The 20,387-nt window shown below is 72.9% G+C and carries 22 protein-coding genes; 10 read left to right on the forward strand and 12 right to left on the reverse strand.

Annotated elements, in window-relative coordinates; translation table 11 throughout:
* Window positions 1–31: 31 nt before the first annotated feature.
* Window positions 32–616 carry a suppressor of fused domain protein gene (locus ACF07S_RS01190; RefSeq protein WP_391961439.1) on the reverse strand — a complete coding sequence of 195 codons (585 nt, stop codon included), beginning with the start codon at window positions 614–616 and terminating at the stop codon, window positions 32–34.
* A gap of 541 nt (window positions 617–1,157) precedes the next feature.
* On the opposite strand from ACF07S_RS01190, the gene ACF07S_RS01195 reads away from it, so the two are divergent.
* Together ACF07S_RS01195 and ACF07S_RS01200 are read left to right on the forward strand one after the other, a co-directional pair.
* A complete protein-coding gene (locus ACF07S_RS01195) occupies window positions 1,158–2,276 on the forward strand; it encodes a magnesium and cobalt transport protein CorA (protein ID WP_391961440.1) in 1,119 nt (372 codons plus the stop codon).
* Between the two features lie 50 nt (window positions 2,277–2,326).
* The gene (locus tag ACF07S_RS01200) at window positions 2,327–2,842 is read left to right on the forward strand and encodes a hypothetical protein (RefSeq protein WP_391973154.1); all 516 of its coding nucleotides are present in this window, start codon (window positions 2,327–2,329) and stop codon (window positions 2,840–2,842) included.
* A gap of 7 nt (window positions 2,843–2,849) precedes the next feature.
* Here the strand turns inward: ACF07S_RS01200 and ACF07S_RS01205 are convergent, their stop codons facing one another.
* A complete protein-coding gene (locus ACF07S_RS01205) occupies window positions 2,850–3,623 on the reverse strand; it encodes a hypothetical protein (protein WP_391961442.1) in 774 nt (257 codons plus the stop codon).
* 215 nt (window positions 3,624–3,838) lie between these two features.
* Between ACF07S_RS01205 and ACF07S_RS01210 the strand changes: the two genes are divergently transcribed.
* The 3 genes from ACF07S_RS01210 to ACF07S_RS01220 are packed head-to-tail and all read left to right on the forward strand — an operon-like array spanning window position 3,839 to window position 6,897.
* Complete coding sequence (locus ACF07S_RS01210) at window positions 3,839–5,122, forward strand: magnesium transporter MgtE N-terminal domain-containing protein (RefSeq protein ID WP_391961443.1); 1,284 nt, start codon at window positions 3,839–3,841, stop codon at window positions 5,120–5,122.
* The gene (locus ACF07S_RS01215; RefSeq protein WP_391961444.1) at window positions 5,112–5,720 is read left to right on the forward strand and encodes a DUF1003 domain-containing protein; all 609 of its coding nucleotides are present in this window, start codon (window positions 5,112–5,114) and stop codon (window positions 5,718–5,720) included. Before ACF07S_RS01210 ends, ACF07S_RS01215 begins: the two co-directional genes overlap by 11 nt.
* 43 nt (window positions 5,721–5,763) lie before the next feature.
* Complete coding sequence (locus ACF07S_RS01220; RefSeq protein WP_391961445.1) at window positions 5,764–6,897, forward strand: Mrp/NBP35 family ATP-binding protein; 1,134 nt, start codon at window positions 5,764–5,766, stop codon at window positions 6,895–6,897.
* A gap of 74 nt (window positions 6,898–6,971) precedes the next feature.
* On the opposite strand, the gene ACF07S_RS01225 is transcribed toward ACF07S_RS01220, so the two are convergent.
* From ACF07S_RS01225 to sigE, 5 genes are all read right to left on the reverse strand, one after another.
* Entirely contained in the window at window positions 6,972–7,646 is a 675-nt protein-coding gene (locus ACF07S_RS01225) for a hypothetical protein (RefSeq protein ID WP_391961446.1), read from the reverse strand.
* A 225-nt stretch (window positions 7,647–7,871) separates the two neighbouring features.
* Window positions 7,872–8,321, reverse strand: a complete 450-nt coding sequence (locus ACF07S_RS01230) for a sec-independent translocase (protein WP_391961447.1) — start codon at window positions 8,319–8,321, stop codon at window positions 7,872–7,874.
* 260 nt (window positions 8,322–8,581) lie between these two features.
* Complete coding sequence (locus tag ACF07S_RS01235) at window positions 8,582–10,549, reverse strand: trypsin-like peptidase domain-containing protein (RefSeq protein WP_391973155.1); 1,968 nt, start codon at window positions 10,547–10,549, stop codon at window positions 8,582–8,584.
* A 146-nt stretch (window positions 10,550–10,695) separates the two neighbouring features.
* On the reverse strand, window positions 10,696–11,673 hold the full coding sequence (locus ACF07S_RS01240) for an anti-sigma factor family protein (RefSeq protein ID WP_391973156.1): 978 nt from the start codon (window positions 11,671–11,673) through the stop codon (window positions 10,696–10,698).
* Entirely contained in the window at window positions 11,670–12,386 is a 717-nt protein-coding gene (gene sigE / locus ACF07S_RS01245; RefSeq protein ID WP_391961450.1) for an RNA polymerase sigma factor SigE, read from the reverse strand. Before sigE ends, ACF07S_RS01240 begins: the two co-directional genes overlap by 4 nt.
* A 178-nt stretch (window positions 12,387–12,564) precedes the next feature.
* Here sigE and ACF07S_RS01250 point away from each other — a divergent pair, with 178 nt between their 5' ends.
* Window positions 12,565–13,305 (forward strand): O-methyltransferase, encoded by a 741-nt coding sequence (locus tag ACF07S_RS01250; protein ID WP_391961451.1) that lies wholly within the window; start codon window positions 12,565–12,567, stop codon window positions 13,303–13,305.
* Window positions 13,306–13,397: 92 nt separating this feature from the next.
* Here ACF07S_RS01250 and ACF07S_RS01255 read toward each other — a convergent pair whose 3' ends face one another.
* On the reverse strand, window positions 13,398–13,565 hold the full coding sequence (locus tag ACF07S_RS01255; protein WP_003966491.1) for a DUF3117 domain-containing protein: 168 nt from the start codon (window positions 13,563–13,565) through the stop codon (window positions 13,398–13,400).
* Window positions 13,566–13,943: 378 nt separating this feature from the next.
* Here ACF07S_RS01255 and ACF07S_RS01260 point away from each other — a divergent pair, with 378 nt between their 5' ends.
* Window positions 13,944–14,747, forward strand: a complete 804-nt coding sequence (locus tag ACF07S_RS01260) for an enoyl-CoA hydratase/isomerase family protein (protein WP_391961452.1) — start codon at window positions 13,944–13,946, stop codon at window positions 14,745–14,747.
* Window positions 14,748–14,772: 25 nt separating this feature from the next.
* Here the strand turns inward: ACF07S_RS01260 and ACF07S_RS01265 are convergent, their stop codons facing one another.
* The gene (locus ACF07S_RS01265) at window positions 14,773–15,357 is read right to left on the reverse strand and encodes a DNA-3-methyladenine glycosylase I (RefSeq protein WP_391973157.1); all 585 of its coding nucleotides are present in this window, start codon (window positions 15,355–15,357) and stop codon (window positions 14,773–14,775) included.
* Window positions 15,354–15,707 (reverse strand): DivIVA domain-containing protein, encoded by a 354-nt coding sequence (locus tag ACF07S_RS01270; RefSeq protein ID WP_391973326.1) that lies wholly within the window; start codon window positions 15,705–15,707, stop codon window positions 15,354–15,356. Before ACF07S_RS01270 ends, ACF07S_RS01265 begins: the two co-directional genes overlap by 4 nt.
* A gap of 141 nt (window positions 15,708–15,848) precedes the next feature.
* On the opposite strand from ACF07S_RS01270, the gene folP reads away from it, so the two are divergent.
* Entirely contained in the window at window positions 15,849–16,709 is an 861-nt protein-coding gene (gene folP, locus ACF07S_RS01275) for a dihydropteroate synthase (RefSeq protein ID WP_391961454.1), read from the forward strand.
* 97 nt (window positions 16,710–16,806) lie between these two features.
* Here folP and ACF07S_RS01280 read toward each other — a convergent pair whose 3' ends face one another.
* Both ACF07S_RS01280 and dapE read right to left on the reverse strand, forming a co-directional pair.
* Window positions 16,807–17,565: a TIGR00730 family Rossman fold protein gene (locus ACF07S_RS01280; RefSeq protein ID WP_391961455.1), complete on the reverse strand. Its 759-nt coding sequence runs from the start codon at window positions 17,563–17,565 to the stop codon at window positions 16,807–16,809.
* A 119-nt stretch (window positions 17,566–17,684) separates the two neighbouring features.
* Window positions 17,685–18,764 (reverse strand): succinyl-diaminopimelate desuccinylase, encoded by a 1,080-nt coding sequence (gene dapE, locus ACF07S_RS01285; protein ID WP_391961456.1) that lies wholly within the window; start codon window positions 18,762–18,764, stop codon window positions 17,685–17,687.
* Between the two features lie 83 nt (window positions 18,765–18,847).
* Between dapE and ACF07S_RS01290 the strand changes: the two genes are divergently transcribed.
* Both ACF07S_RS01290 and ACF07S_RS01295 read left to right on the forward strand, forming a co-directional pair.
* Window positions 18,848–19,825: a heavy metal transporter gene (locus tag ACF07S_RS01290; RefSeq protein ID WP_391961457.1), complete on the forward strand. Its 978-nt coding sequence runs from the start codon at window positions 18,848–18,850 to the stop codon at window positions 19,823–19,825.
* A 202-nt stretch (window positions 19,826–20,027) separates the two neighbouring features.
* On the forward strand, window positions 20,028–20,360 hold the full coding sequence (locus ACF07S_RS01295; protein ID WP_391961458.1) for an ATP-binding protein: 333 nt from the start codon (window positions 20,028–20,030) through the stop codon (window positions 20,358–20,360).
* Window positions 20,361–20,387: the final 27 nt, after the last annotated feature.

A 20,387-nucleotide genomic window follows, 5' to 3' on the forward strand; every position in this document is an offset into this window, starting at 1 on the left:
GCGCGACCGGGTGCGGTGTTGGTGAGCTTGCTCACTCCAGCGGCACGGACCTCCGGGCTGGATCCCTGAGGTCCGTCCCCTGGCCCAGCCAGCGCTCCCGGAGCGCCTGGGCGCCGTGCACCCGCTTCCAGGCGGCCTCGTTCGGGGTCATCGGCAGCAGCGGCAGGAACCGCACGGGATCCAGGGGCGCGTCGAGCTCCAGGTCCTCCACCAGACCGCCGGGCTCGGCGACCAGCACCGAGGTGAACGGGGCGCCGGGCCACAGCGGCCCGCCGACGTCGAGCGAGGCACCGGGGGCCACGACCACGCCCTCGACCTGCGGCGACGCGGCCAGCACGGCGAGCGGGCGGAGCACCTTGTCGGTGTCGGCGACACCGGACCGCACGGACAGCACCAGCTCGACACGCGGACCCCTCACCGGATCCGCGACCACCGCCGTGGGATCGGTCATGGGCTGCGCCGACATGCCGAGAGTGGCGTAGCGCACGATGTCGCCCTCGTGGAAGCGCAGCACCTCGATGCGGTCCGTGCCCAGGAAGGTGACCGCCGCGCGCGCGTCCGGTTCGCCCAGTGCCGTACGCAACCGGGCCTCGACCAGAGGAAGAACATCAGCCATGCCGCGAGCATAGAACTCGCCGGTAAGGGGCAAAGCCGAGCCTTGACATGGCAGTCGGCTGATACGCTTGGCCGGCGGTTCGGGACAGCACGCAGCGGGTACACCACCCAGGCCCTCCGGGTTCCGGGAGAGTCCGATCGAGTTCCGATCGAGTCCCGACCGCCGATGTGACACTCCCCGCTCGAGGGGAATCCCCCAGGGGATCGTGGATCGTCCCTCACGAGGGACCGGCCGGAGGAGGTGGGGCTGGCATGGACCGAAGTCGGCCGTGCAGTACCACCCGCTCTTCCGCCCGCTGACGCAGCCGCTTCTTTCCTGGCTGTCGCCTCTCGCATTCGCGTCTTCATCGGAAGAGCACTTCGTTTCGTTCTGCCTGATCTGCCCCAGAAGCTGAATCAGCGACGAAGCCCGCCACCGCGACGGCGCGGTGCTCCCCGCTTTGTGGACGTGCCGGACATCCGCAGTTGAGGACGTCCCCATTCCGGGTTGTTCCACCCGTCGTACCGGCGCCTTTCGTTGCCCGTCTGCGAAGGAGCCCGCCATGTCGATGATCCGCGACCTGCGCGCCGCAGTCCGACCCGCCTCCCGCATCTCCCTGCGCAAGGAGAGCGGTCCGTACGACACCACCCGTGACCCGGCGGCCACCACGGCCGTCGTCGACTGCGCCGTCTACCGCGACGGCCGGCGCCTGGAGACCGGCAGCGCCCTCGGCCCCCAGGAGGCGATGCGTCTGGTGCGTCGCGACGGAGGCTTCGTGTGGATCGGGCTGCACGAGCCGAACGAGGCGGAATTCGCCGGTATCGCCCAGGAGTTCGGGTTGCACCCGCTCGCCGTGGAGGACGCCGTGCAGGCGCACCAGCGGCCCAAGCTGGAGCGCTACGACGACTCGCTGTTCACGGTCTTCAAGACCGTGCACTACGTCGACCACGACCAGCTCTCCGCCAGCAGCGAGGTCGTCGAGACGGGCGAGGTGATGTGCTTCACCGGCCGGGACTTCTTCATCACCGTCCGGCACGGCGGACAGGGCTCCCTGCGCGCCCTGCGGCACCGTCTCCAGGACGACCCCGAACTGCTGGCCAAGGGCCCCTCGGCCGTGCTGCACGCCATCGCCGACCATGTGGTGGACGGCTACATCGCGGTCGCCGACGCGGTGCAGGACGACATCGACGAGGTCGAGACGGAGGTCTTCTCGCCGGGCCGCAAGGGCACCCCGCGCGGCACCGACGCCGGACGGATCTACCAACTCAAGCGTGAGGTACTGGAGTTCAAGCGGGCCGTGTCGCCGCTGCTGCGGCCGATGCAGCTGCTGAGCGAGCGGCCGATGCGGCTGATCGACCCGGACATCCAGAAGTACTTCCGGGACGTCGCCGACCACCTGGCCCGGGTGCAGGAGCAGGTCATCGGCTTCGACGAACTGCTCAACTCGATCCTCCAGGCCAACCTCGCGCAGGCGTCCGTGGCGCAGAACGAGGACATGCGCAAGATCACCTCGTGGGCCGCGATCATCGCCGTACCGACGATGGTGTGCGGGGTCTACGGCATGAACTTCGACCACATGCCCGAGCTGCGGTGGAAGTACGGCTACCCGCTCGTCCTGGGGATCACGGTGGCCCTCTGTCTGGGCATCCACCGCACGCTGAAGCGCAACGGCTGGCTCTGAGCGCTCGTGGAGCCCGCGGGGTGCGTGACGCCCGTGGATAGGCTGGGCACATGACAGGCGAGTTGCTCGAGCGGGCCCTCATCGAGGAGGCCACGAAGAAGTCCGGCCTCATCTGGGTCGAGGCGCCCGGTGTCCCGGCCCGTGCGCTGTGGCATGTGTGGCACGCGGGTGCCGCGTGCGTGATCGGCGACGGGCCCGGGGAGCAGCCGCTGCCGGGGCTGGCCGACGGCGTGCCGGCCGAGGTGACGGTCCGCAGCAAGGACAAGGGCGGCCGGCTGGTCTGCTGGAGCGCGACGGTCGTGGAACTGCCGCCGGACTCCGGGGAGTGGACGGCGGCGGTCGCCGAGCTCAAGGGCAAGCGGCTCAACGCGCCCGACGGCGAGGCGATGACCGGCCGCTGGGCCCGCGAGTGCCGGGTGCTGCGGCTGGAGCCGACCGGGGCGACGGCACCGCTGCCCGACGGCTCGCTGGCCGAGGCCCCGCTGCCGACACCGGTGACCACCCGGCGGCCGGCCCCCGCGGGGCTGCCCCGGCTGCTGCTGAAGCGGAGGCGCCGGCGCGGCTGACCGCGCCCTACGAGGTCGGGAGCTGCCCGCCGTAGTCGAGGGTCTCGTCCTCGGCCGGCTCCTCCAGGGGGAAGTCGGTGCCCCAGGCGGAGAACGTGAGGGTGCCCGCCTCACCGGCCCGCACCAGACGCACCGGGTACGGCGTGCCCTCGAGCGAGACGTCCAGGGTGCCGCCGGAGCCCTTGTCGCCGGTGACGCGGACGGTGCGCACGCCCGACTGCTGGTGGTGGCCGTCGGTGGCCAGAGTGCCGTGCAGGGTCAGCAGACCGTCGAGGAGGACATTCTTGTCCGTGAAACCGATGAATTTCTTGTACGACGGATCGCCCTGCGGCACCTTCACGTACTTCTCGGCGAGCTTGCCGGCCGCCGCCGCGTCCGACTCGCCGTCGCCCTCGCCCCCGCCGTCCTCCGTGCCGTCGCCCTGGCCCCAGAACTCGGCACCGGCCTTCAGATAGAGCTCGTCGTCGACGCGCAGGAGGCGGAACGTCTCCCCCTTGGTGGTGACCGAGCCGATGCCGCCCTTCTCCTTCAGCCGCATGTCGAGCGTGTACGTGCGTCCGCTGGTGACCACGGTTCCGTGCAGCCGCACCGTGCCCGCCGACGTGGCGGCCTTCTGCGCTCTGCCCTGGATCTTGTCCGCGGACAGTCTGCCGACCCCGTTCGTCCCCTCGTTCGGGTCCTTCTCGGAGCATCCCGTGAGCGCCGTCCCCGTCACGAGCAGCGCGCACGCGGCGGCAACCAGCGTGGCCCTGGGGGAACGGCCCTGGGAGATCGGAATCACAGGTGGGCTGCCTCTCTGACGGGGGACCTGAACGGCGTACCGCAGGGTACCGGGGCCGGGCGATCCGATCGGAGCCGGACCGGCCGGACCGGCCGCGAGGGCACGGCCGATCGGGACGGGCTAGCCTGAAGCCCACCCGAGCGGGCAATCCGGAAAACAGACGCAGCAGGCAGTACACGGCAACGAAACCTTCCGCACGCAAAGGAGCCGCGGCCATGGCAGCGGGCGCCCCCCGGTTCTTCGTTTCGCACGTCTCCGGTGTCGCCGTCTTCGACCCGGCCGGCGACCAGGTGGGGCGCGTGCGCGATCTGGTCGTCATCCTGCGGGTCGGCCGGCGGCCACCCCGCCTGCTCGGCCTGGTGGTCGAACTCTCCACCCGCCGCCGCATCTTCCTGCCCATGAACCGGGTGACCGCCGTGCAGTCGGGCCAGGTCATCACGACCGGAGTGCTCAACGTCCGGCGCTTCGAGCAGCGGCCCACCGAGCGGCTCGTCTTCGGCGAGCTCCTGGACCGGCGGGTGACACTCGTGGACGGCGGTGAGGAGGTCACCGTCCTCGACCTGTCGGTGCACCAGCTGCCCGCCCGCCGCGAGTGGGAGATCGACCGCGTCTTCGTGCGCAAGGGGAAGAAGGGCGGCGCCTTCCGGCGCGGCAAGGGCGAGGCGCTGACCGTCGAGTGGTCGGCCGTCACCGGCTTCTCCCTGGAGGAGCAGGGGCAGGGTGCCGAGAACCTGCTCGCCACCTTCGAGCAGCTGCGCCCCGCCGACCTCGCCAACGTCCTGCACCACCTCTCCCCCAAGCGGCGGGCGGAGGTCGCCGCCGCCCTCGACGACGACCGGCTGGCCGACGTGCTGGAGGAGCTGCCCGAGGACGACCAGATCGAGATCCTCGGCAAGCTGAAGGAGGAGCGCGCCGCCGACGTCCTGGAGGCCATGGACCCCGACGACGCGGCCGACCTGCTCGGTGAGCTGCCCGAGGCGGACAAGGAGCGGCTGCTGAGCCTGATGCAGCCCGGCGACGCGGCCGACGTGCGGCGCCTGATGTCGTACGAGGAGCACACGGCGGGCGGTCTGATGACGACCGAGCCGATCGTGCTGCGGCCCGACGCGACCGTCGCGGACGCCCTCGCCCGGATCCGCGAGCCGGACCTGTCCCCGGCGCACGCCGCGCAGATCTACGTCTGCCGCCCGCCCGAGGAGACGCCCACCGGCAAGTACCTGGGCACCGTCCACTTCCAGCGCCTGCTGCGCGATCCCCCGTACACCCTGGTCGGCTCGATCCTGGACGCCGATCTGCAGCCCCTGGAGCCGGACGCGGCCCTGCCCGTGGTCGCCGGGTTCTTCGCCGCGTACGACATGGTGGCGGCGCCCGTGGTCGACGAGGCGGGCTCGCTGCTGGGCGCGGTCACCGTGGACGACGTGCTGGACCACATGCTGCCCGAGGACTGGCGGGAGACCGAGTTCCACCTCGACGAGGGGGTGGTGACCGATGGCGCCTGACCGCGAGGAGGGGCGCGAGCGCCGGCCCGCCGGCGCCACGGCCGCCGGACGGCCGCGGGTGCCCCGGCTGGACCAGCCCCGCCCTCCCCGGCGCCGGTTCCTGCCCGAGTGGGACCCGGAGGCCTTCGGGCGGCTGTCGGAGCGGGTCGCGCGCTTCATCGGCACCGGGCGCTTCCTGGTCTGGATGACGGTCGCCATCATCGTGTGGGTGCTGTGGAACGTGTCCGCCCCGCGCGAGCTGCGCTTCGACGAGTACCCGTTCATCTTCCTGACGCTGATGCTGTCCCTCCAGGCCTCCTACGCGGCGCCGCTGATCCTGCTCGCGCAGAACCGGCAGGACGACCGCGACCGGGTCAATCTGGAGCAGGACCGCAAGCAGAACGAGCGGTCGATCGCGGACACCGAGTATCTGACCCGGGAGATCGCCGCCCTGCGGATCGGGCTCGGGGAGGTGGCCACCCGGGACTGGATCCGCTCGGAGCTCCAGGACATGGTCAAGGAGCTGGAGGGACGGCAGGACGGGCACAAGGACCATCAGGGCCCGTTCCCGGCGATGCGGGCGGAACGGCCGCCGGGACGTGACGCAGACGACCACTGACGGGCTTACCGGCGGGTGTGCCCGGCGCCGTACCATCGTCCTTATGGCTACGGAAGACGCGGTGCGCGAGGCACTGGCGACAGTGAACGACCCCGAGATCAACCGGCCCATCACCGAACTCGGCATGGTCAAATCGGTGGAGACCGGCGCGGACGGGGCGGTCGCGGTCACCGTGTACCTGACGGTCTCCGGCTGCCCGATGCGGGACACCATCACGCAGCGCGTGACGGACGCGGTCTCCCGCGTGGAGGGCGTCACCCGGGTCGACGTGACGCTGGACGTCATGAGCGACGAGCAGCGCAAGGAGCTGGCGAGCGCCCTGCGCGGCGGCCAGACCGAGCGCGAGGTGCCCTTCGCCAAGCCGGGCAGCCTGACCCGCGTCTACGCGGTCGCCTCCGGCAAGGGCGGCGTCGGCAAGTCCTCGGTGACGGTCAACCTGGCGGCGGCGATGGCGGCCGACGGTCTGAAGGTCGGGGTCGTGGACGCCGACATCTACGGCCACTCGGTGCCGCGCATGCTGGGAGCCGACGGGCGTCCCACCCAGGTCGAGAACATGATCATGCCGCCGTCGGCGAACGGCGTGAAGGTCATCTCCATCGGCATGTTCACCCCGGGCAACGCGCCGGTCGTGTGGCGCGGCCCGATGCTGCACCGCGCGCTCCAGCAGTTCCTCGCGGACGTCTACTGGGGCGACCTCGACGTGCTGCTGCTCGACCTGCCGCCCGGCACCGGTGACATCGCGATCTCCGTGGCCCAGCTGGTCCCGAACGCCGAGATCCTGGTCGTCACCACGCCCCAGCAGGCGGCGGCCGAGGTGGCCGAGCGGGCGGGTTCCATCGCCGTGCAGACGCACCAGAAGATCGTCGGCGTGGTCGAGAACATGTCCGGGCTGCCCTGCCCGCACTGCGGCGAGATGGTCGACGTCTTCGGCACCGGCGGCGGTCAGACCGTCGCCGACGGCCTCACCCGGACCACCGGCACGAACGTCCCGGTGCTCGGCTCCATCCCCATCGACGTCCGGCTGCGCGAGGGCGGCGACGAGGGCAGGCCCGTGGTCCTGACCGACCCGGAGTCCCCGGCGGGCGCGGCGCTGCGCTCGATCGCCGGCAAGCTGGGCGGCCGGCAGCGGGGCCTGGCGGGGCTGTCGCTGGGAATCACGCCGCGCAACAAGTTCTGAGGCTCCAGGGGCCCCCGGCGTGAGGGCGCCGTCCCGGTGGGACGGCGCCCTCACGCGTACCGCGGCGCGGATGTTCAGGACGTGTACGCGGAGATGTCCTTGACCACGGCGAAACCGAGGCCGTACGCGCTCATGCCCCTGCCGTACGCCCCCACGTGCACGCCGGCCCGCGTGGAACCGGCGAGCACCCAGCCGAACTCGGACTCCCGGTAGTGGAACGGCGTCGCGGTCCCGTCCACGGGCAGGGACAGCGTCGACCAGTGCGGGCCCTCCAGATCGTCCGCGAGCACCCAGGCGGTCTCCGTCTGCTGCTCCAGCCAGTCGTCGCGCAGGGAGTGGTCCATCTGGCCGGGCCAGGTGAAGGACAGCAGCCCCACACCCGCCAGCCAGGCGGCGGAGGAGACCGAGGTGGCCTCCAGCAGTCCGGTGCCGTCGGCGCTGCGGCGCACCGGGTTGGCGGCCACCGTCACCACGACCGCGAACTTCTCCTTGGCGTCCTGGTCGGTCCCGGCCGCGTACTCGCTGCGCACCGAGGGCTCGTCGCCGTGCCCCACCGACCCGTGCTCGACGGCCCCGTCGGCCGCCAGTCCGACCTGCATCAGCCAGCGCGCCCCCGTGAAGGCCTCGTCGAGGCCGTACCACGGGAAGGGCGCACGCAGGTAGCCGTCGGCCGTGCGCCGGGCGGAGGGGACGTGCTGTCCGCCCTCCGCGGCCGGCGCCTGCGCGACTGCCCGACTCGTCGTCTCCATCTGCCCGGACGCCTCCTCGCTCTCGTCGGACCGGGCGGCCCGCCCTCCTCGGGGCGTACTCGTCCGTTCCGCACAACAACTGGGCAGCATAGCCACCCCGCCGCCGCGGGCCGGGAAACCGCCCGGCGCGTGGGCCGCACGGACGTCCGGATCACGCCGTGCGCGGCCCGGGAGGAGTATGAAACGCGTCACGTGCACGGGGGCGTACGCCGCCGGATGCCCGGCTCAGGTGGCGTCCGCGTCGAAGGGCGGGCGGTTGTCGGCCGCCGGTGCCTCGGGCTTCTTGGTCATGTCCACGCGGCCATCGGCGGAGCCGGCGGTCCCGGCGGAAGAGGGGGACGGTGAGTCGCCGCCGCGGCCGTGCACGGCGTCCGTGACCTCGGCCATCTCCTTCTTCAGGTCGAATCCGCTGCGGATCTCCCTGAGCCCCAGGTCGTCGTTGTCCATCTGCTTGCGGATGAACGTCTTGGGGTTGAGGTCCTCGAACTCGAAGTCCTTGAACTCCGGGCCCAGTTCCTGCCGGATGTCCTGCTTGGCGCTCTCCGAAAAGTCCCGGATCTTCCGGATGGTGCGCGTCACGTCCTGGATGACCTTGGGGAGCTTGTCCGGACCGAAGACGAGCACGGCGAGGACGATGAGCGTGACCAGCTCGAGCGGTCCTATGTCATTGAACACCTGAAGCTCCTCGCGATGCCTTCGGTCCTCGGCCCTCGGTGGGGGCTGTGGTCTTCCGTGGTCCGGGCCGGGTCCACGGTACCCGGCCATCCCGTACGACCGGTACCGTCCCGTGCGCCACGGGTGCGGGCACGGATGCGGTTTTCCCGGATGTTCGCCGTCCCGTGCCGCGCCGTACGTCCCGCGCGGGCACGGGCACGGCCGTCCTCGGCCGCCGCCCCTGCCCCGCCGTCACCGGCCGCCCTCCTCGGGCGCCGTCCTCAGCCGCCGCCCGACGACCCGAGCACCAGCGAGACCGTCCGCTCCTTCCCGTCCCGCTCCACGGTGAGCTCCAGCCGGTCGCCGGGGCGGTGGGCGCGGGTCTTGACGATGAGTTCCTCGCCGGAGTGGACGCGCCGGCCGTCGACCTCCGTGATGACGTCGCCGGACTCGATCCCGGCCCGGGCGCCGGGGCCGCCGGTGGTGACCGCGGGGCCGCCGTCGCTGCCCTTGGCGGCGACGCGGGCGCCGTCGCCGCTGTAGTCCATGTCGAGGGTGATGCCGATCACCGGGTGGGTGGCCTCACCGGTGTTGATCAGTTCCTCGGCGACGCGTTTGCCCTGGTTGATCGGGATGGCGAAACCGAGCCCTATCGAGCCGGCCTGCCCGCCGTCGAGGTCGGCACCGCTGCCGGCGGAGCGGATGGCCGAGTTGATGCCGATCACCCGGGCCTCGGCGTCGAGGAGGGGGCCGCCGGAGTTGCCGGGGTTGATCGGCGCGTCGGTCTGCAGGGCGTCGACGTACGACACGTCACTGCCGTCGCCCTTCTCGCCGCCGGCGGTGATGGGCCGCTCCCTGGCGCTGATGATGCCGGAGGTGACGGTGCCGGCCAGGTCGAAGGGGGCCCCGATGGCGACGACGGGGTCGCCGACCCGCACGTTGTCGGAGTTGCCGAGGGGCAGGGGGGCGAGCCCGCTGACTCCCTTCACCCTCACGACGGCGAGGTCGTAGCCGCTGTCCCGGCCGACCACGGTGGCCTCGGCGGTGTCGCCGCTGTTGAAGGTGACGGTGATCTCGCCGTCGTCCCCGGCGGGTTCGACGACGTGGTTGTTGGTGAGGATGTGGCCGCGCGCGTCGAGCACGAAGCCGGTCCCCGTGCCGGCCTCGCCGGCGCCGCTGACGTGCAGGGTGACGACGCTGGGCAGCGCCTGTGCGGCGATTCCCGCGACGCTGTCCGGGTCCCGCCCGGCCGCCTCCTGGCCGGCCTGCGGCAGCTCCACGGTGCCGACGCCGCCATTGCGCTCCAGATAGGTGCCGACGATTCCGCCGATGCCACCGGAGACGAGCGCGAGCACCAGCGCGGCACCGACGACCGCGCGCCTGGCCCGGCCGCGCCGCTGCTTCGCGTCGATCACGGTGGGCCCCGCCTGCTGCAACGGCGCGGCGGCCGCCACCGCCCAGGGGTCGTAGCGGCCCCAGGGATCGGCGGGCGCCGCATCCGCGGGGGCGGCAGTGACGGGGGCCGGAGGTACGGGGGCGGGTTCGGGGGCGGCGACGGGGGCCGGAGGTACGGGCGCGGTGACAGGGGCCGGAGGCACGGGCGCGGTGACAGGGGCCGGAGGCACGGGTGCGGACGGTCCCGGGTGGGCGCCGGGGGACGCCGTGGGCGCGGCCGGGGGAGGCGGCGCGGTCGCCATGCCGTGCGCAGGGGTGACCGCCGGGTGCTGCACGGGCGGTGCGGGCGCCCAGGGGCCCGGCTCGCCGTAGGGCGGGGTGCTGTAGGGGTCGGGGTCGTGCAGGGGCTTCGGCCGCTCGCCCCCGCCGACGGGCACACCGGGTGCCGCGGCGGACCCCGCGGAGCCGGCGTTCCCGAGGACGGACGCGGCCGTTTCGGTGATGGCGCCGGGCGCCGGGGCGAGCACGTCCGACGAGTCCGCCCCGGCGGCGACGGCTCCCGGGACGGACGGCGGCGCGGGCGCGTCCCGCGGGTCGGCTTCGGGACCGATGCCGCCGGACGCCGCCGGTGCGGGGGCGGAGGGCGTGGTGGGCGGTTCGGGACGTGTGGAGGCCCCCGTGGGCTCGGCCGGCCGTTCGGGCACGCGGGGGCGGTTCAGTGGGTGGTCGCCCTCGTGGCCGTCCACGGGGACGGCCCCCGCCCGGTCCGGACGGGCCAGTTCGAAGTCCCCGTCGGATCCTTCCGGACGCGCGGTCGGCTCCTCCCCCGATGGGCCCGGCTTCCCCTCGTTCATGCTCTCCCCACAACGACACGGCACGGTTCGTCGGCTCCGCGGCCCGTCCGCCTGCGCGTCGGAGCCCGGTTCGGCACCCGGCTGTGCGGGCCTGGGCGCGCCACCTGGATTCAATCAGGTTCGGGCGCCCCCGCGCAGTGGACGGGTCAGCGGGCCGTGCGGGAGGTGGCGGTGGGAGTGGGGCCCGGCGTCGTCCCGGCGGTCACGGGAGCGGGTTCCACGAGCCCGGTGGACTCGGTCCAGGTGGTCAGGGTGAGCAGCGGGGCGGAGCCGAGCGGTCGTATCAGCGGTGAGACCGACATCGCGCCTCCCACCATCGGCGTGCCGGGCGTGGGGTGGCGCTGCGCGGGTGCCGGCACTCCGGGCAGCAGCGGCGCGGACACCGCGGCGGGGGCGGCGGCCGTGTGCCCGACCGCGCTCTGGCCGTCCGGCTGACCGAGCAGCGGGCCGACGCCACGGCGCCGCTGGGAATCGGGCGTCGTCGTCGCGCCCGTCCCCTGCGTACGTATCGGCGTCGCGTTGCTGCCCTTGCCCGCGCCGCGCGCCTCGGCGTCGGTGGAGCCGCTCGTGGTGACCCCGCCGAGCGCGATCGCGGCCAGCGACACCGCCCCGGCGGCCACGAACGCGAACCGCAGCCCGCGCGAGGAGGGCCGGTCGGTCTCGTGACGGCCGACGTCATGGATGCGGAAGCCCCGGCCGACCGCCTCGCCCACCGGCAGCACGGACTCGTGACGGCGGACGGGCGCGTACGTGAACTCGAAGCGCTCGCTCCGTCTGGTACCGAAGACCCCGGAGCCCGCCCCGGACCGGCCGGACGCGCCGCCCGGGGGCCCTCCGCCGCCCAGCGGTGAGCCGCCGTCGCCGAGGCCGCTCCCGGCCGGCAGGCCCTGCAGGCGGGCCAGGAAGCTTTCCGAGGGCGGCGGCGGGGCCGCCTCCGCGAACACGTTCTTCAAGCGGCGCTGCGCGTCCACCTCCACCTTGCACTTCGCACAGGTGGCGACGTGCGCCAGTACGCGCTCACGCGCGTCGTGACCGAGCTCTCCGTCCACCAGGGCGGAGAGCCGGTCTCCCAGGTGATGCTCTGCGAGGTGTCCCTCGGAAGACTTCTGCAGTGGCCCGCTCACGCGCTCGCGCCCCCTCCTCCCAGTGCGGCGACACGCGGCACGAAGGAGCGGCGTTCCGCGCGCGCCTGGGGCGAGCGGTGTGCGAGGGCCTTGCGCAGCTGGGAACGGCCGCGGTGGATACGGGACCGCACCGTGCCGAGCTTGACGCCCAGGGTGGCCGCGATCTCCTCGTACGACAGGCCCTCGATGTCGCACAGGACGACGGCGGCGCGGAACTCGGGGGCCAGGGTGTCGAGGGCCTGCTGGACGTCCGCGTCGAAGTGGGCGTCGTTGAACACCTGCTGGGGAGTGGGCTCCTTGCTGGCCAGCCGCTCGGCCGCGTCCTCGCCGAGCGCGTCGAAGCGGATGCGCTGCTTGCGGCGGACCATGTCCAGGAAGAGGTTGGTGGTGATGCGGTGCAGCCAGCCCTCGAAGGTGCCCGGCGTGTACGTCGACAGGGAGCGGAAGACGCGGACGAAGACCTCCTGGGTGAGGTCCTCGGCGTCGTGCTGGTTGCCGGTGAGGCGGTAGGCGAGCCGGTAGACCCGGCCGCTGTGCGTGCTGACGATCTCCTCCCAGGTGGGCGGAGTCCACGCCTGCCCGTCCGCGTCGGTGGAGAAGGTCGCGGTCTGGGTCGGCTCGCCGGTGCGGGCGTGGTCAGCAGCGGTGTCGTTCACGGATTTCGGCCTGCCCGCCGATCCGAGGAAGCGCCGCAGCACCCCTCCGCGATCCATAGGCGCAGCCGCACCCCCTCTATCGGCTCTGGTGGTGTCCAGTGGAGCCCCTACCATAGCCACCTCGCCCGTTAGCTCCGGATAAGCGGTTTTACGAGAATTTGATCTGGGCCGACACAGCTCGTACGCCTGCGTCAGCAGTTGCTCGGCGTCCTCGTCCACCGGCTGTCCCCCCGTCATGACCCACGCCCTTTGCCCACCTCTTCGAACGACCGGTCCCATCTGCGGGTTCCCGACGCCAACGGATACAGTCACGCCCAGGCCACCACGGGGACAGGAGAGGGTCATTACCGCCAACCGGCAGACGAGCTGGGCGTTCGCCGACGCCTATGTCGCCGAGGACGAAGCGCTGCACTGGGCCCGTGACCGGGCCCGCGACGCAGGGCTGCGCTCGGTGTCGCCCGGCACGGGCGCGGCCCTGCGGTTGCTGGCCGCCAGCGTGGACGCCAAGGCGGTCGCGGAGATCGGCACCGGCTGCGGGGTCTCCGGGATCCATCTGCTGCACGGGATGCGTCCGGACGGGGTGCTGACCACGGTCGACCAGGAGCCGGAGCACCAGCAGTCCGCCCGCCAGGCCTTCCGCGACGCCGGTTTCGCCGGCAACCGCGCCCGGTTCATCCCGGGCCGCGCGCTGGACGTCCTGCCCCGTCTCGCGGACGCCGGATACGACCTGGTCTTCTGCGACGGCGACCGGCGGGAGTACCAGGACTACCTCGCCGAATCGTTGCGTCTTCTGCGTCCGGGAGGCCTGGTGGCCTTCGAGGGTGTCTTCGCGAACGGGCGCACGGTGGACTCCGGACCGCAGCCCACGGAGGTGCTGCGGCTGCGGGAACTGGTGCGCACCCTGCGGGAGAGCACGGAGCTGGTGTCGTCACTGCTGCCGGTGGGCGACGGGCTCCTCTGCGCCGTGAAGCGCTGAGACACGGGACCGAGCCGGGACACGGGACCAGACAACCGCCCCGGCACCGCGTGCGGTGCCGGGGCGGCTGGAAGGGTATGGCCGCTTGCGCGTCAGCCGACGACCTTCTTGAGGGCGTCGCCGAGCGCGTCGGCCTCGTCCGGGGTCAGCTCGACGACGAGCCGACCGCCGCCTTCGAGCGGAACGCGCATGACGATGCCCCGCCCCTCCTTGGTCACCTCGAGCGGGCCATCACCCGTTCGCGGCTTCATGGCCGCCATGCTCGTTCCCCTTCCTGAAACCCAGCTCAACCGTCTCGCCGACGGCCCACTGAAGGGCACATGCGGTCCCTGAAGCAGGACACACGCCACCGGCATCGAACACATTGCTTCCAAGCCATTATCCCGCATCTCAGGACCCGATGACCAACATCGGACGGCATCGCTTGGGCAACGCACGCGAGCAAAACCACTCAATTCGGCGATGTGACTGTGATACTGCGCCACCGCACACAGTTCCGCCGACCGGAAACGGGCGGCGTTTGTTGACGCAGGTCACACGCCGACCGCGATCCGCCGCCGGTGAACTCCGTCATGCTGTCCTGCAGACACGGGCGTACCGGCCGGTACGTCCCGAGCCGCCACACGGAGGGATACGCCATGGCCGACACCGTGCTCTACGAGGTGAGCGACGGACTCGCGACGATCACGCTGAACCGCCCCGAGGCGATGAACGCGCTGAACGTCGAGGCCAAGGCCGCCCTGCGGGACGCGGTCCGGTCCGCCGCTGACGACACCGCCGTACGGGCCGTGCTGCTGACGGCGGCCGGGGACAGGGCGTTCTGCGTCGGGCAGGACCTCAAGGAGCACATCGGGCTGCTGGCCGCCGACCGGGAGAGCGGTGCGGGGCAGACCATGAGCACGGTGCGCGAGCACTACAACCCGATCGTGAAGGCCCTGGCCGGCGCCCCGAAGCCGGTGGTCGCGGCGGTGAACGGGGTCGCGGCGGGCGCCGGCTTCGGCTTCGCGCTGGCCGCGGACTACCGGATCGTCGCGGACACCGCGGCGTTCAACACCTCGTTCGCCGGGGTCGCGCTGACCGCCGACTCCGGGATCTCCTGGACGCTGCCGCGGGTGATCGGTCCCGGGCGCGCCACCGACCTGCTGCTCTTCCCGCGCAGCATCTCCGCCCAGGAGGCGTACGAGCTGGGCATCGCGAACCGGCTGGTCCCGGCGGCCGGGCTGCGCGCGGAGGCGGAGAAGGTGGCCCGCGCGCTGGCCGAGGGGCCGACGGTGGCGTACGCGGCGCTGAAGGAGTCCGTGGCGTACGGGCTGAGCCACTCGCTGGAGGAGGCCCTGGAGAAGGAGGACGAGCTCCAGACCCGGGCGGGCGCCTCGGACGACCACGCGATCGCGGTGCGGGCGTTCGTGAACAAGGAGAAGCCGAAGTTCCTGGGCCGCTGAGCCGGGTCGCGCGGCGCCGGGCGGCTCAGCGCCGCCTGGCCACGCAGGTCTCCAGGTGGTCGTCGACCAGCCCGCAGGCCTGCATCAGGGCGTACGCCGTGGTCGGGCCGACGAAGCGCAGGCCACGCTTCTTCAGTGCCGTGGACAGGGCCGTCGACTCCGCGGTCACCGCGGGCACGTCGGCGAGCGTCTTCGGGACCGGGCGGCCCTTCGGCTCGGGGGCGTGCGACCAGATCAGGGTGTCCAGGTCGCCGGGCGCCCACGCGGCCAGCACGCGCGCGTTGGCGAGGGTGGCGTCGATCTTGGCGCGGTTGCGGATGATGCCGGTGTCGGCCAGCAGGCGCTCGCGGTCGGTGCCGGTGAATTCCGCGACGGATGCGATCTTGAAGTCGGCGAAGGCGGCGCGGAAGCCGGGGCGGCGGCGCAGGATGGTGATCCAGGACAGGCCGGACTGGAACGCCTCCAGGCTCAGACGTTCGAAGAGGGCGTCGTCGCCGTGGACCGGGCGGCCCCACTCCTCGTCGTGATACGCCACGTAGTCCGGGGTGGACAGGGCCCAGGGGCAGCGGGGGACGCCGTCCGGGCCGGCGGGGACGGGTGCGTCGCTCACCGCTGCTCGTCCTCCCCGGGGGCGGGCTTGTCCGTGGAGACGTGGGCCGCCGCGGCACGGGCGCCCGCCAGCGCGGACTCCAGGTCGGCGATCCGGGCGTCGCGCTCGGAGATCTCGGCGCCGAGGCGGCCGAGGGCGTCGTCCACATCGGCCATGCGGTAGCCGCGGACGGCGAGCGGGAAGCGCAGGCCGTCGACGTCCGCGCGGCTGACCGGGCGGTCCGGCGGCAGGGCGTCCCACAGGTGCTCGGGGGCGGCCTCGGGCAGCGGGCCGTTGTCGCCGCCGCCCACCACGGCGAGGGTCACCGCGGCGACCACGACGGCGAGCGCGACGACCAGGAACAGGAACATGAGCATCGCCGGGGCCCCCACGGTCGGATGTGTCGGAGTCGGATGTGTGGCTCCGATCGTGCCATGCGAATCTGACAGCCGGGGCCGCCGGGCGGTTTCGCGGGCGGCCGGGACGGGACGTACGAGGAGAGGTCACAGGGGATGCTCAGGCTGGGCAGGCGGGAATTCGCACCGCACGAGCGGGTGGTCATGGCGATCGTCAACCGGACCCCGGACTCCTTCTACGACCAGGGCGCCACGTTCCGCGACGAGCCGGCGCTCACGCGCGTGGAGCAGGCCGTGGCGGAGGGCGCCGCGATCGTCGACATCGGCGGGGTGAAGGCCGGGCCCGGCGAGGAGGTCACGGCCGAGGAGGAGGCGCGCCGGACGGTCGGTTTCGTCGCCGAGGTGCGGCGGCGCTTCCCGGACGTCGTGATCAGCGTGGACACCTGGCGGCACGAGGTCGGCGAGGCGGTGTGCGAGGCGGGGGCGGACCTGCTGAACGACGCCTGGGGCGGGGCCGACCCGCGGCTCGCGGAGGTCGCCGCGCGCCACGGCGTCGGGCTGGTGTGCACGCACGCGGGCGGCTCGGAGCCGCGGACCCGGCCGCACCGGGTGACGTACGACGACGTCATGGCCGACATCCTCGGCGTGACCGTGGGACTGGCCGAGCGGGCGGTGGCGCTCGGCGTGCCGAGGGAGTCGGTGCTGATCGATCCCGGGCACGACTTCGGGAAGAACACGCGCCACAGCCTGGAGGCGACGCGGCGGCTGGACGAGATGGTCGCCACGGGGTGGCCGGTGCTGGTGTCGCTGTCCAACAAGGACTTCGTCGGGGAGACGCTGGACCGGCCGGTGAAGGAGCGGGTGCTGGGGACGCTGGCCACGACCGCGGTGTCGGCGTGGCTGGGGGCGCAGGTGTACCGGGTGCACGAGGTCGCCGAGACGCGGCAGGTGCTGGACATGGTGTCGTCCATCGCGGGGGACCGGGCACCGGCGGTCGCGCGGAGGGGGCTGGCCTGACACCGGGTCCCGCCCCCACCGCCCCGCCCCTCGGGGCGCCGCCCCCGGGGGCGGGCCTTCGCCCACCCGCCGCCCGGCCCGGTGGGTGAGGGTCGCGTCAGCGGCCCGCCTCCTTCGAGACCAGGGCCACCGCCTCGTCCACGTCGTCGGTGACGTGGAACAGCAGCAGGTCCTTCTCCGACGCCTTGCCCTGCGCGATGACCGTCGTGCGGAGCCAGTCGACCAGGCCGCCCCAGTAGTCCGTGCCGAACAGGACGATGGGGAAGCGGGTGACCTTCTGGGTCTGCACGAGGGTGAGGGCCTCGAAGAGTTCGTCGAGGGTGCCGAGGCCGCCGGGCAGGACCACGAAGCCCTGGGCGTACTTGACGAACATCATCTTGCGGACGAAGAAGTAGCGGAAGTTCAGGCCGATGTCGACGTAGGGGTTCAGCCCCTGCTCGAAGGGCAGTTCGATGCCCAGGCCGACCGACATGCCCTCGGCCTCGCACGCGCCCTTGTTGGCCGCCTCCATGGCGCCGGGGCCGCCACCGGTGATCACCGCGAAGCCCGCCTCGACCAGGCCCCGGCCCAGACGGACGCCGGCCTCGTACTCCGCGGAGTCCGCCGGTGTGCGCGCCGAACCGAAGACGCTGATGGCGGGCGGGAGTTCGGCCAGCGTGCCGAAGCCCTCGATGAACTCCGACTGGATGCGCAGCACCCGCCAGGGATCGGTGTGGACCCAGTCCGTGGGGGCGCGCTCGTCCAGCAGCCGCTGGTCGGTCGTGCTCGCCTGCACCTGGCCCCGCCGGCGGAGGACCGGCCCCAGACGCTTCTCCTCCGGCGGCTGCTGCTTCCCCTCCGGGTTACCGGTCGCCATGTGCGCTCCCTCCGTTGTGCGGGTGGTTCCACCTCAGCGTAGATCTACGCGGGTTACGTACGGGGGACGTCAGCATGTCCGCGCGACAGCGTCCCAAACGCCCCGGCGTACCGGCGCCCTCACGCCGTCAGCCAGGACCGCAGCCGCTCCTCCCCCGCCAGGATCTTCGCGGTGTCCACGCGCTCGTCCCGCCGGTGCGCCAAGTGGGGGTTGCCGGGGCCGTAGTTGACCGCCGGGACGCCCAGGGCGGAGAAGCGGGAGACGTCCGTCCAGCCGTACTTGGGCTGCGCGGTGCCGCCCACCGCCTCGATGAAGGCCGCGGCGGCCGGGTGGGACAGGCCGGGCAGCGCCGCCCCGCTGTGGTCGTCGACGACGAACTCCGTCACCCCGCAGTCCGCGAAGACCTCGCGGACATGGGCCAGGGCCTCCTCCTCACCGCGGTCGGGGGCGTAGCGGAAGTTCACGGAGACGACGCACTCGTCGGGGATGACGTTGCCGGCCACTCCCCCGGAGATGCCGACCGCGTTCAGGCCCTCCCGGTACTCCAGGCCGTCGATCACCGGGTGGCGCGGTTCGTAGGCGGCCAGGCGGGCGAGGATCGGTGCGGCCGCGTGGATCGCGTTGGAGCCCATCCAGGAGCGCGCCGAGTGGGCGCGCTCGCCGGCGGTCTTCAGCAGCACCCGGAGCGTGCCCTGGCAGCCGCCCTCCACCTGGCCGTCGGAGGGCTCGAGGAGCACCGCGAAGTCGCCCTGCAGCCACTCGGGGTGCGCCTCGGCGACGTGTCCCAGGCCGTTGAGGTCGGCGGAGACCTCCTCGTTGTCATAGAACACGAAGGTCAGGTCCCGGTTGGGGGCGGGGACCGTGGCGGCGATCCGCAGCTGGACGGCCACGCCCGCCTTCATGTCACAGGTGCCGCAGCCCCACAGCGTGCCGTCGGCGTCGAGCCGGGAGGGGACGTTGTCCGCGATCGGCACCGTGTCGATGTGGCCGGCGAGGATCACGCGCTCCGCCCGCCCCAGCCGCGTACGGGCGACGACGTTGTTGCCGTGCCGGTCGACCGTGAGGTGCGGCAGCGTGCGCAGCGCGGTCTCGATCGCGTCCGCGAGCGGCTTCTCGGTGCCGCTGACGGAGGGGAAGTCGACGAGCTGCGCGGTCAGGCGCGCGGCGTCCAGCGTGAGGTCAAGCGGGGTGTCGGCCATGGCGTCGACCCTAACGCGCCGGGCCCCGGCACACTGTCCACACCCGGCTCACACGTTTCCGTACTCTCCAGTACCTTGTACGCGTGCCAGAGCCGTCCCTTCCCTCCAAGCGTCGTGGCCGCCTCTTCCGCTTCGGGGCGTCCCTCGCGGTCCTGCTCGCGGTCGCCGGGTACCTCGTGGTGCAGTACGTCACCGGAGGCAAGGGCGGCCCGGGCTGCCGGGTCGTGTCCGGCGGGAGCGACGGGGCGACGTACGAGTTCACGCCCGAGCAGGCGGTGAACGCGGCGACGATCACCGCCGTGGGCACCGCGCGGGATCTGCCCGAGCGGGCGGTGACGATCGCGTTGGCGACCGCGTTGCAGGAGTCCGCGCTGCGCAACATCGACTACGGCGACCGTGACTCGCTCGGCCTGTTCCAGCAGCGTCCCTCACAGGGCTGGGGCACGCCGAAGGAGATCATGGACCCGGCGTACGCGTCGGAGAAGTTCTACGAGCACCTGGAGGAGGTGCCGGGCTACACCCGGCTGCCGCTCACGGTCGCCGCGCAGAAGGTGCAGCGCAGCGGGTTTCCGCAGGCGTACGCCAAGCACGAGCCGGACGCCGCGCTGCTGGCCGCCGCGCTCACCGGGCGCTCGGCGGCGACGCTGACCTGCGAGGGCCGTCCGGCGGCGACCCGCGCGGCGGGTGCGGACGCGGTGCGGGCCGCGCTGGTGCGCGACTTCGGGCGGGATCTGCTGGAGCCGGCGGGCGCGGAGGTGGGCGACGCGGCGCCGTCGTCCCCGGCGTCCCCGAGCGCGCCGGCGGCCGTCCCCGGCTCCGACGGGCGCACGGTGACGCTGCCGGTCGCCGCCGAAGAGGGTGCCGACGCCGGGACGCGGGGCTGGCAGCTGGCCCACTGGGCCGTGGCCAACGCCTCCGACCTGCACATAAAGCAGGTGTCGTACGCGGGGCGGGAGTGGACCGCCGGGAACACCGACAGCCAGTGGCGGCCGACCGACGGCAAGGGGTCCGGGGACCCGGGGGACGGCGCGGGCGCGGTCCGGATCACGACCACGCGGTAGCGCGTTCAGGAGTGCGAGGACTCCCCCGCGGGTGTCATAGGCGGCCGATAATGCGACGCATTGCCAACTCTTTACGTCCTCCCGCCGCAACCTTCCCGGCGGTCGAGCGGTAGTCACTGCGTCCGAGCCCGGTGGCCGACAGCCAGTCGATCCCTTCCGGGCAGGCCGGACACCTCATCGTTCTCTCCGTCGAAGGAGCACCATGTCCCTCCCCCTGACCCGCCGGATCGCCCGTGCCGCGCTGATCGTCGCTGCGGGAGCGGCCGCCGGGGTCGGTGCGGCCGGATCCGCCAGCGCGGCTCCGGAGCTGCCGGCCGCGCCGAACGTCGGCGGGCTGACCGCCCTGGACGGGGCGACCGGCGACACCGTGGACGACGTGACGCGTGACGTCACCGGGACCGCGGGTGGCGCCGGCAAGGTGGCGCCGGTCGCCGGCAAGACCGTCGAGAAGGCCAAGCCGACGCTGAAGAAGCTGCCGACCAAGTCGCTGACCAAGGGTGGTGTTCCGTCGGCGAAGACGCTGCCGCTGGTCTGACGCCGGGCTGCGACGGGGGTCCGGGGG

This window comes from Streptomyces sp. NPDC016640 (assembly GCF_043076215.1).
GTDB lineage: Bacteria > Actinomycetota > Actinomycetes > Streptomycetales > Streptomycetaceae > Streptomyces.

Bases quoted from the DNA above. Each gene is read 5' to 3' on its own strand.
- ACF07S_RS01190 (WP_391961439.1), bottom strand. From the start codon at position 616: ATGGCTGATGTTCTTCCTCTGGTCGAGGCCCGGTTGCGTACGGCACTG.
- ACF07S_RS01195 (WP_391961440.1), top strand. From the start codon at position 1,158: ATGTCGATGATCCGCGACCTGCGCGCCGCAGTCCGACCCGCCTCCCGC.
- ACF07S_RS01200 (WP_391973154.1), top strand. From the start codon at position 2,327: ATGACAGGCGAGTTGCTCGAGCGGGCCCTCATCGAGGAGGCCACGAAG.
- ACF07S_RS01210 (WP_391961443.1), top strand. From the start codon at position 3,839: ATGGCAGCGGGCGCCCCCCGGTTCTTCGTTTCGCACGTCTCCGGTGTC.
- ACF07S_RS01215 (WP_391961444.1), top strand. From the start codon at position 5,112: ATGGCGCCTGACCGCGAGGAGGGGCGCGAGCGCCGGCCCGCCGGCGCC.
- ACF07S_RS01220 (WP_391961445.1), top strand. From the start codon at position 5,764: ATGGCTACGGAAGACGCGGTGCGCGAGGCACTGGCGACAGTGAACGAC.
- ACF07S_RS01225 (WP_391961446.1), bottom strand. From the start codon at position 7,646: ATGGAGACGACGAGTCGGGCAGTCGCGCAGGCGCCGGCCGCGGAGGGC.
- ACF07S_RS01235 (WP_391973155.1), bottom strand. From the start codon at position 10,549: ATGAACGAGGGGAAGCCGGGCCCATCGGGGGAGGAGCCGACCGCGCGT.
- sigE (WP_391961450.1), bottom strand. From the start codon at position 12,386: ATGGATCGCGGAGGGGTGCTGCGGCGCTTCCTCGGATCGGCGGGCAGG.
- ACF07S_RS01250 (WP_391961451.1), top strand. From the start codon at position 12,565: ATGACCCACGCCCTTTGCCCACCTCTTCGAACGACCGGTCCCATCTGC.
- ACF07S_RS01255 (WP_003966491.1), bottom strand. From the start codon at position 13,565: ATGGCGGCCATGAAGCCGCGAACGGGTGATGGCCCGCTCGAGGTGACC.
- ACF07S_RS01260 (WP_391961452.1), top strand. From the start codon at position 13,944: ATGGCCGACACCGTGCTCTACGAGGTGAGCGACGGACTCGCGACGATC.
- ACF07S_RS01270 (WP_391973326.1), bottom strand. From the start codon at position 15,707: ATGTTCCTGTTCCTGGTCGTCGCGCTCGCCGTCGTGGTCGCCGCGGTG.
- folP (WP_391961454.1), top strand. From the start codon at position 15,849: ATGCTCAGGCTGGGCAGGCGGGAATTCGCACCGCACGAGCGGGTGGTC.
- ACF07S_RS01280 (WP_391961455.1), bottom strand. From the start codon at position 17,565: ATGGCGACCGGTAACCCGGAGGGGAAGCAGCAGCCGCCGGAGGAGAAG.
- dapE (WP_391961456.1), bottom strand. From the start codon at position 18,764: ATGGCCGACACCCCGCTTGACCTCACGCTGGACGCCGCGCGCCTGACC.
- ACF07S_RS01295 (WP_391961458.1), top strand. From the start codon at position 20,028: ATGTCCCTCCCCCTGACCCGCCGGATCGCCCGTGCCGCGCTGATCGTC.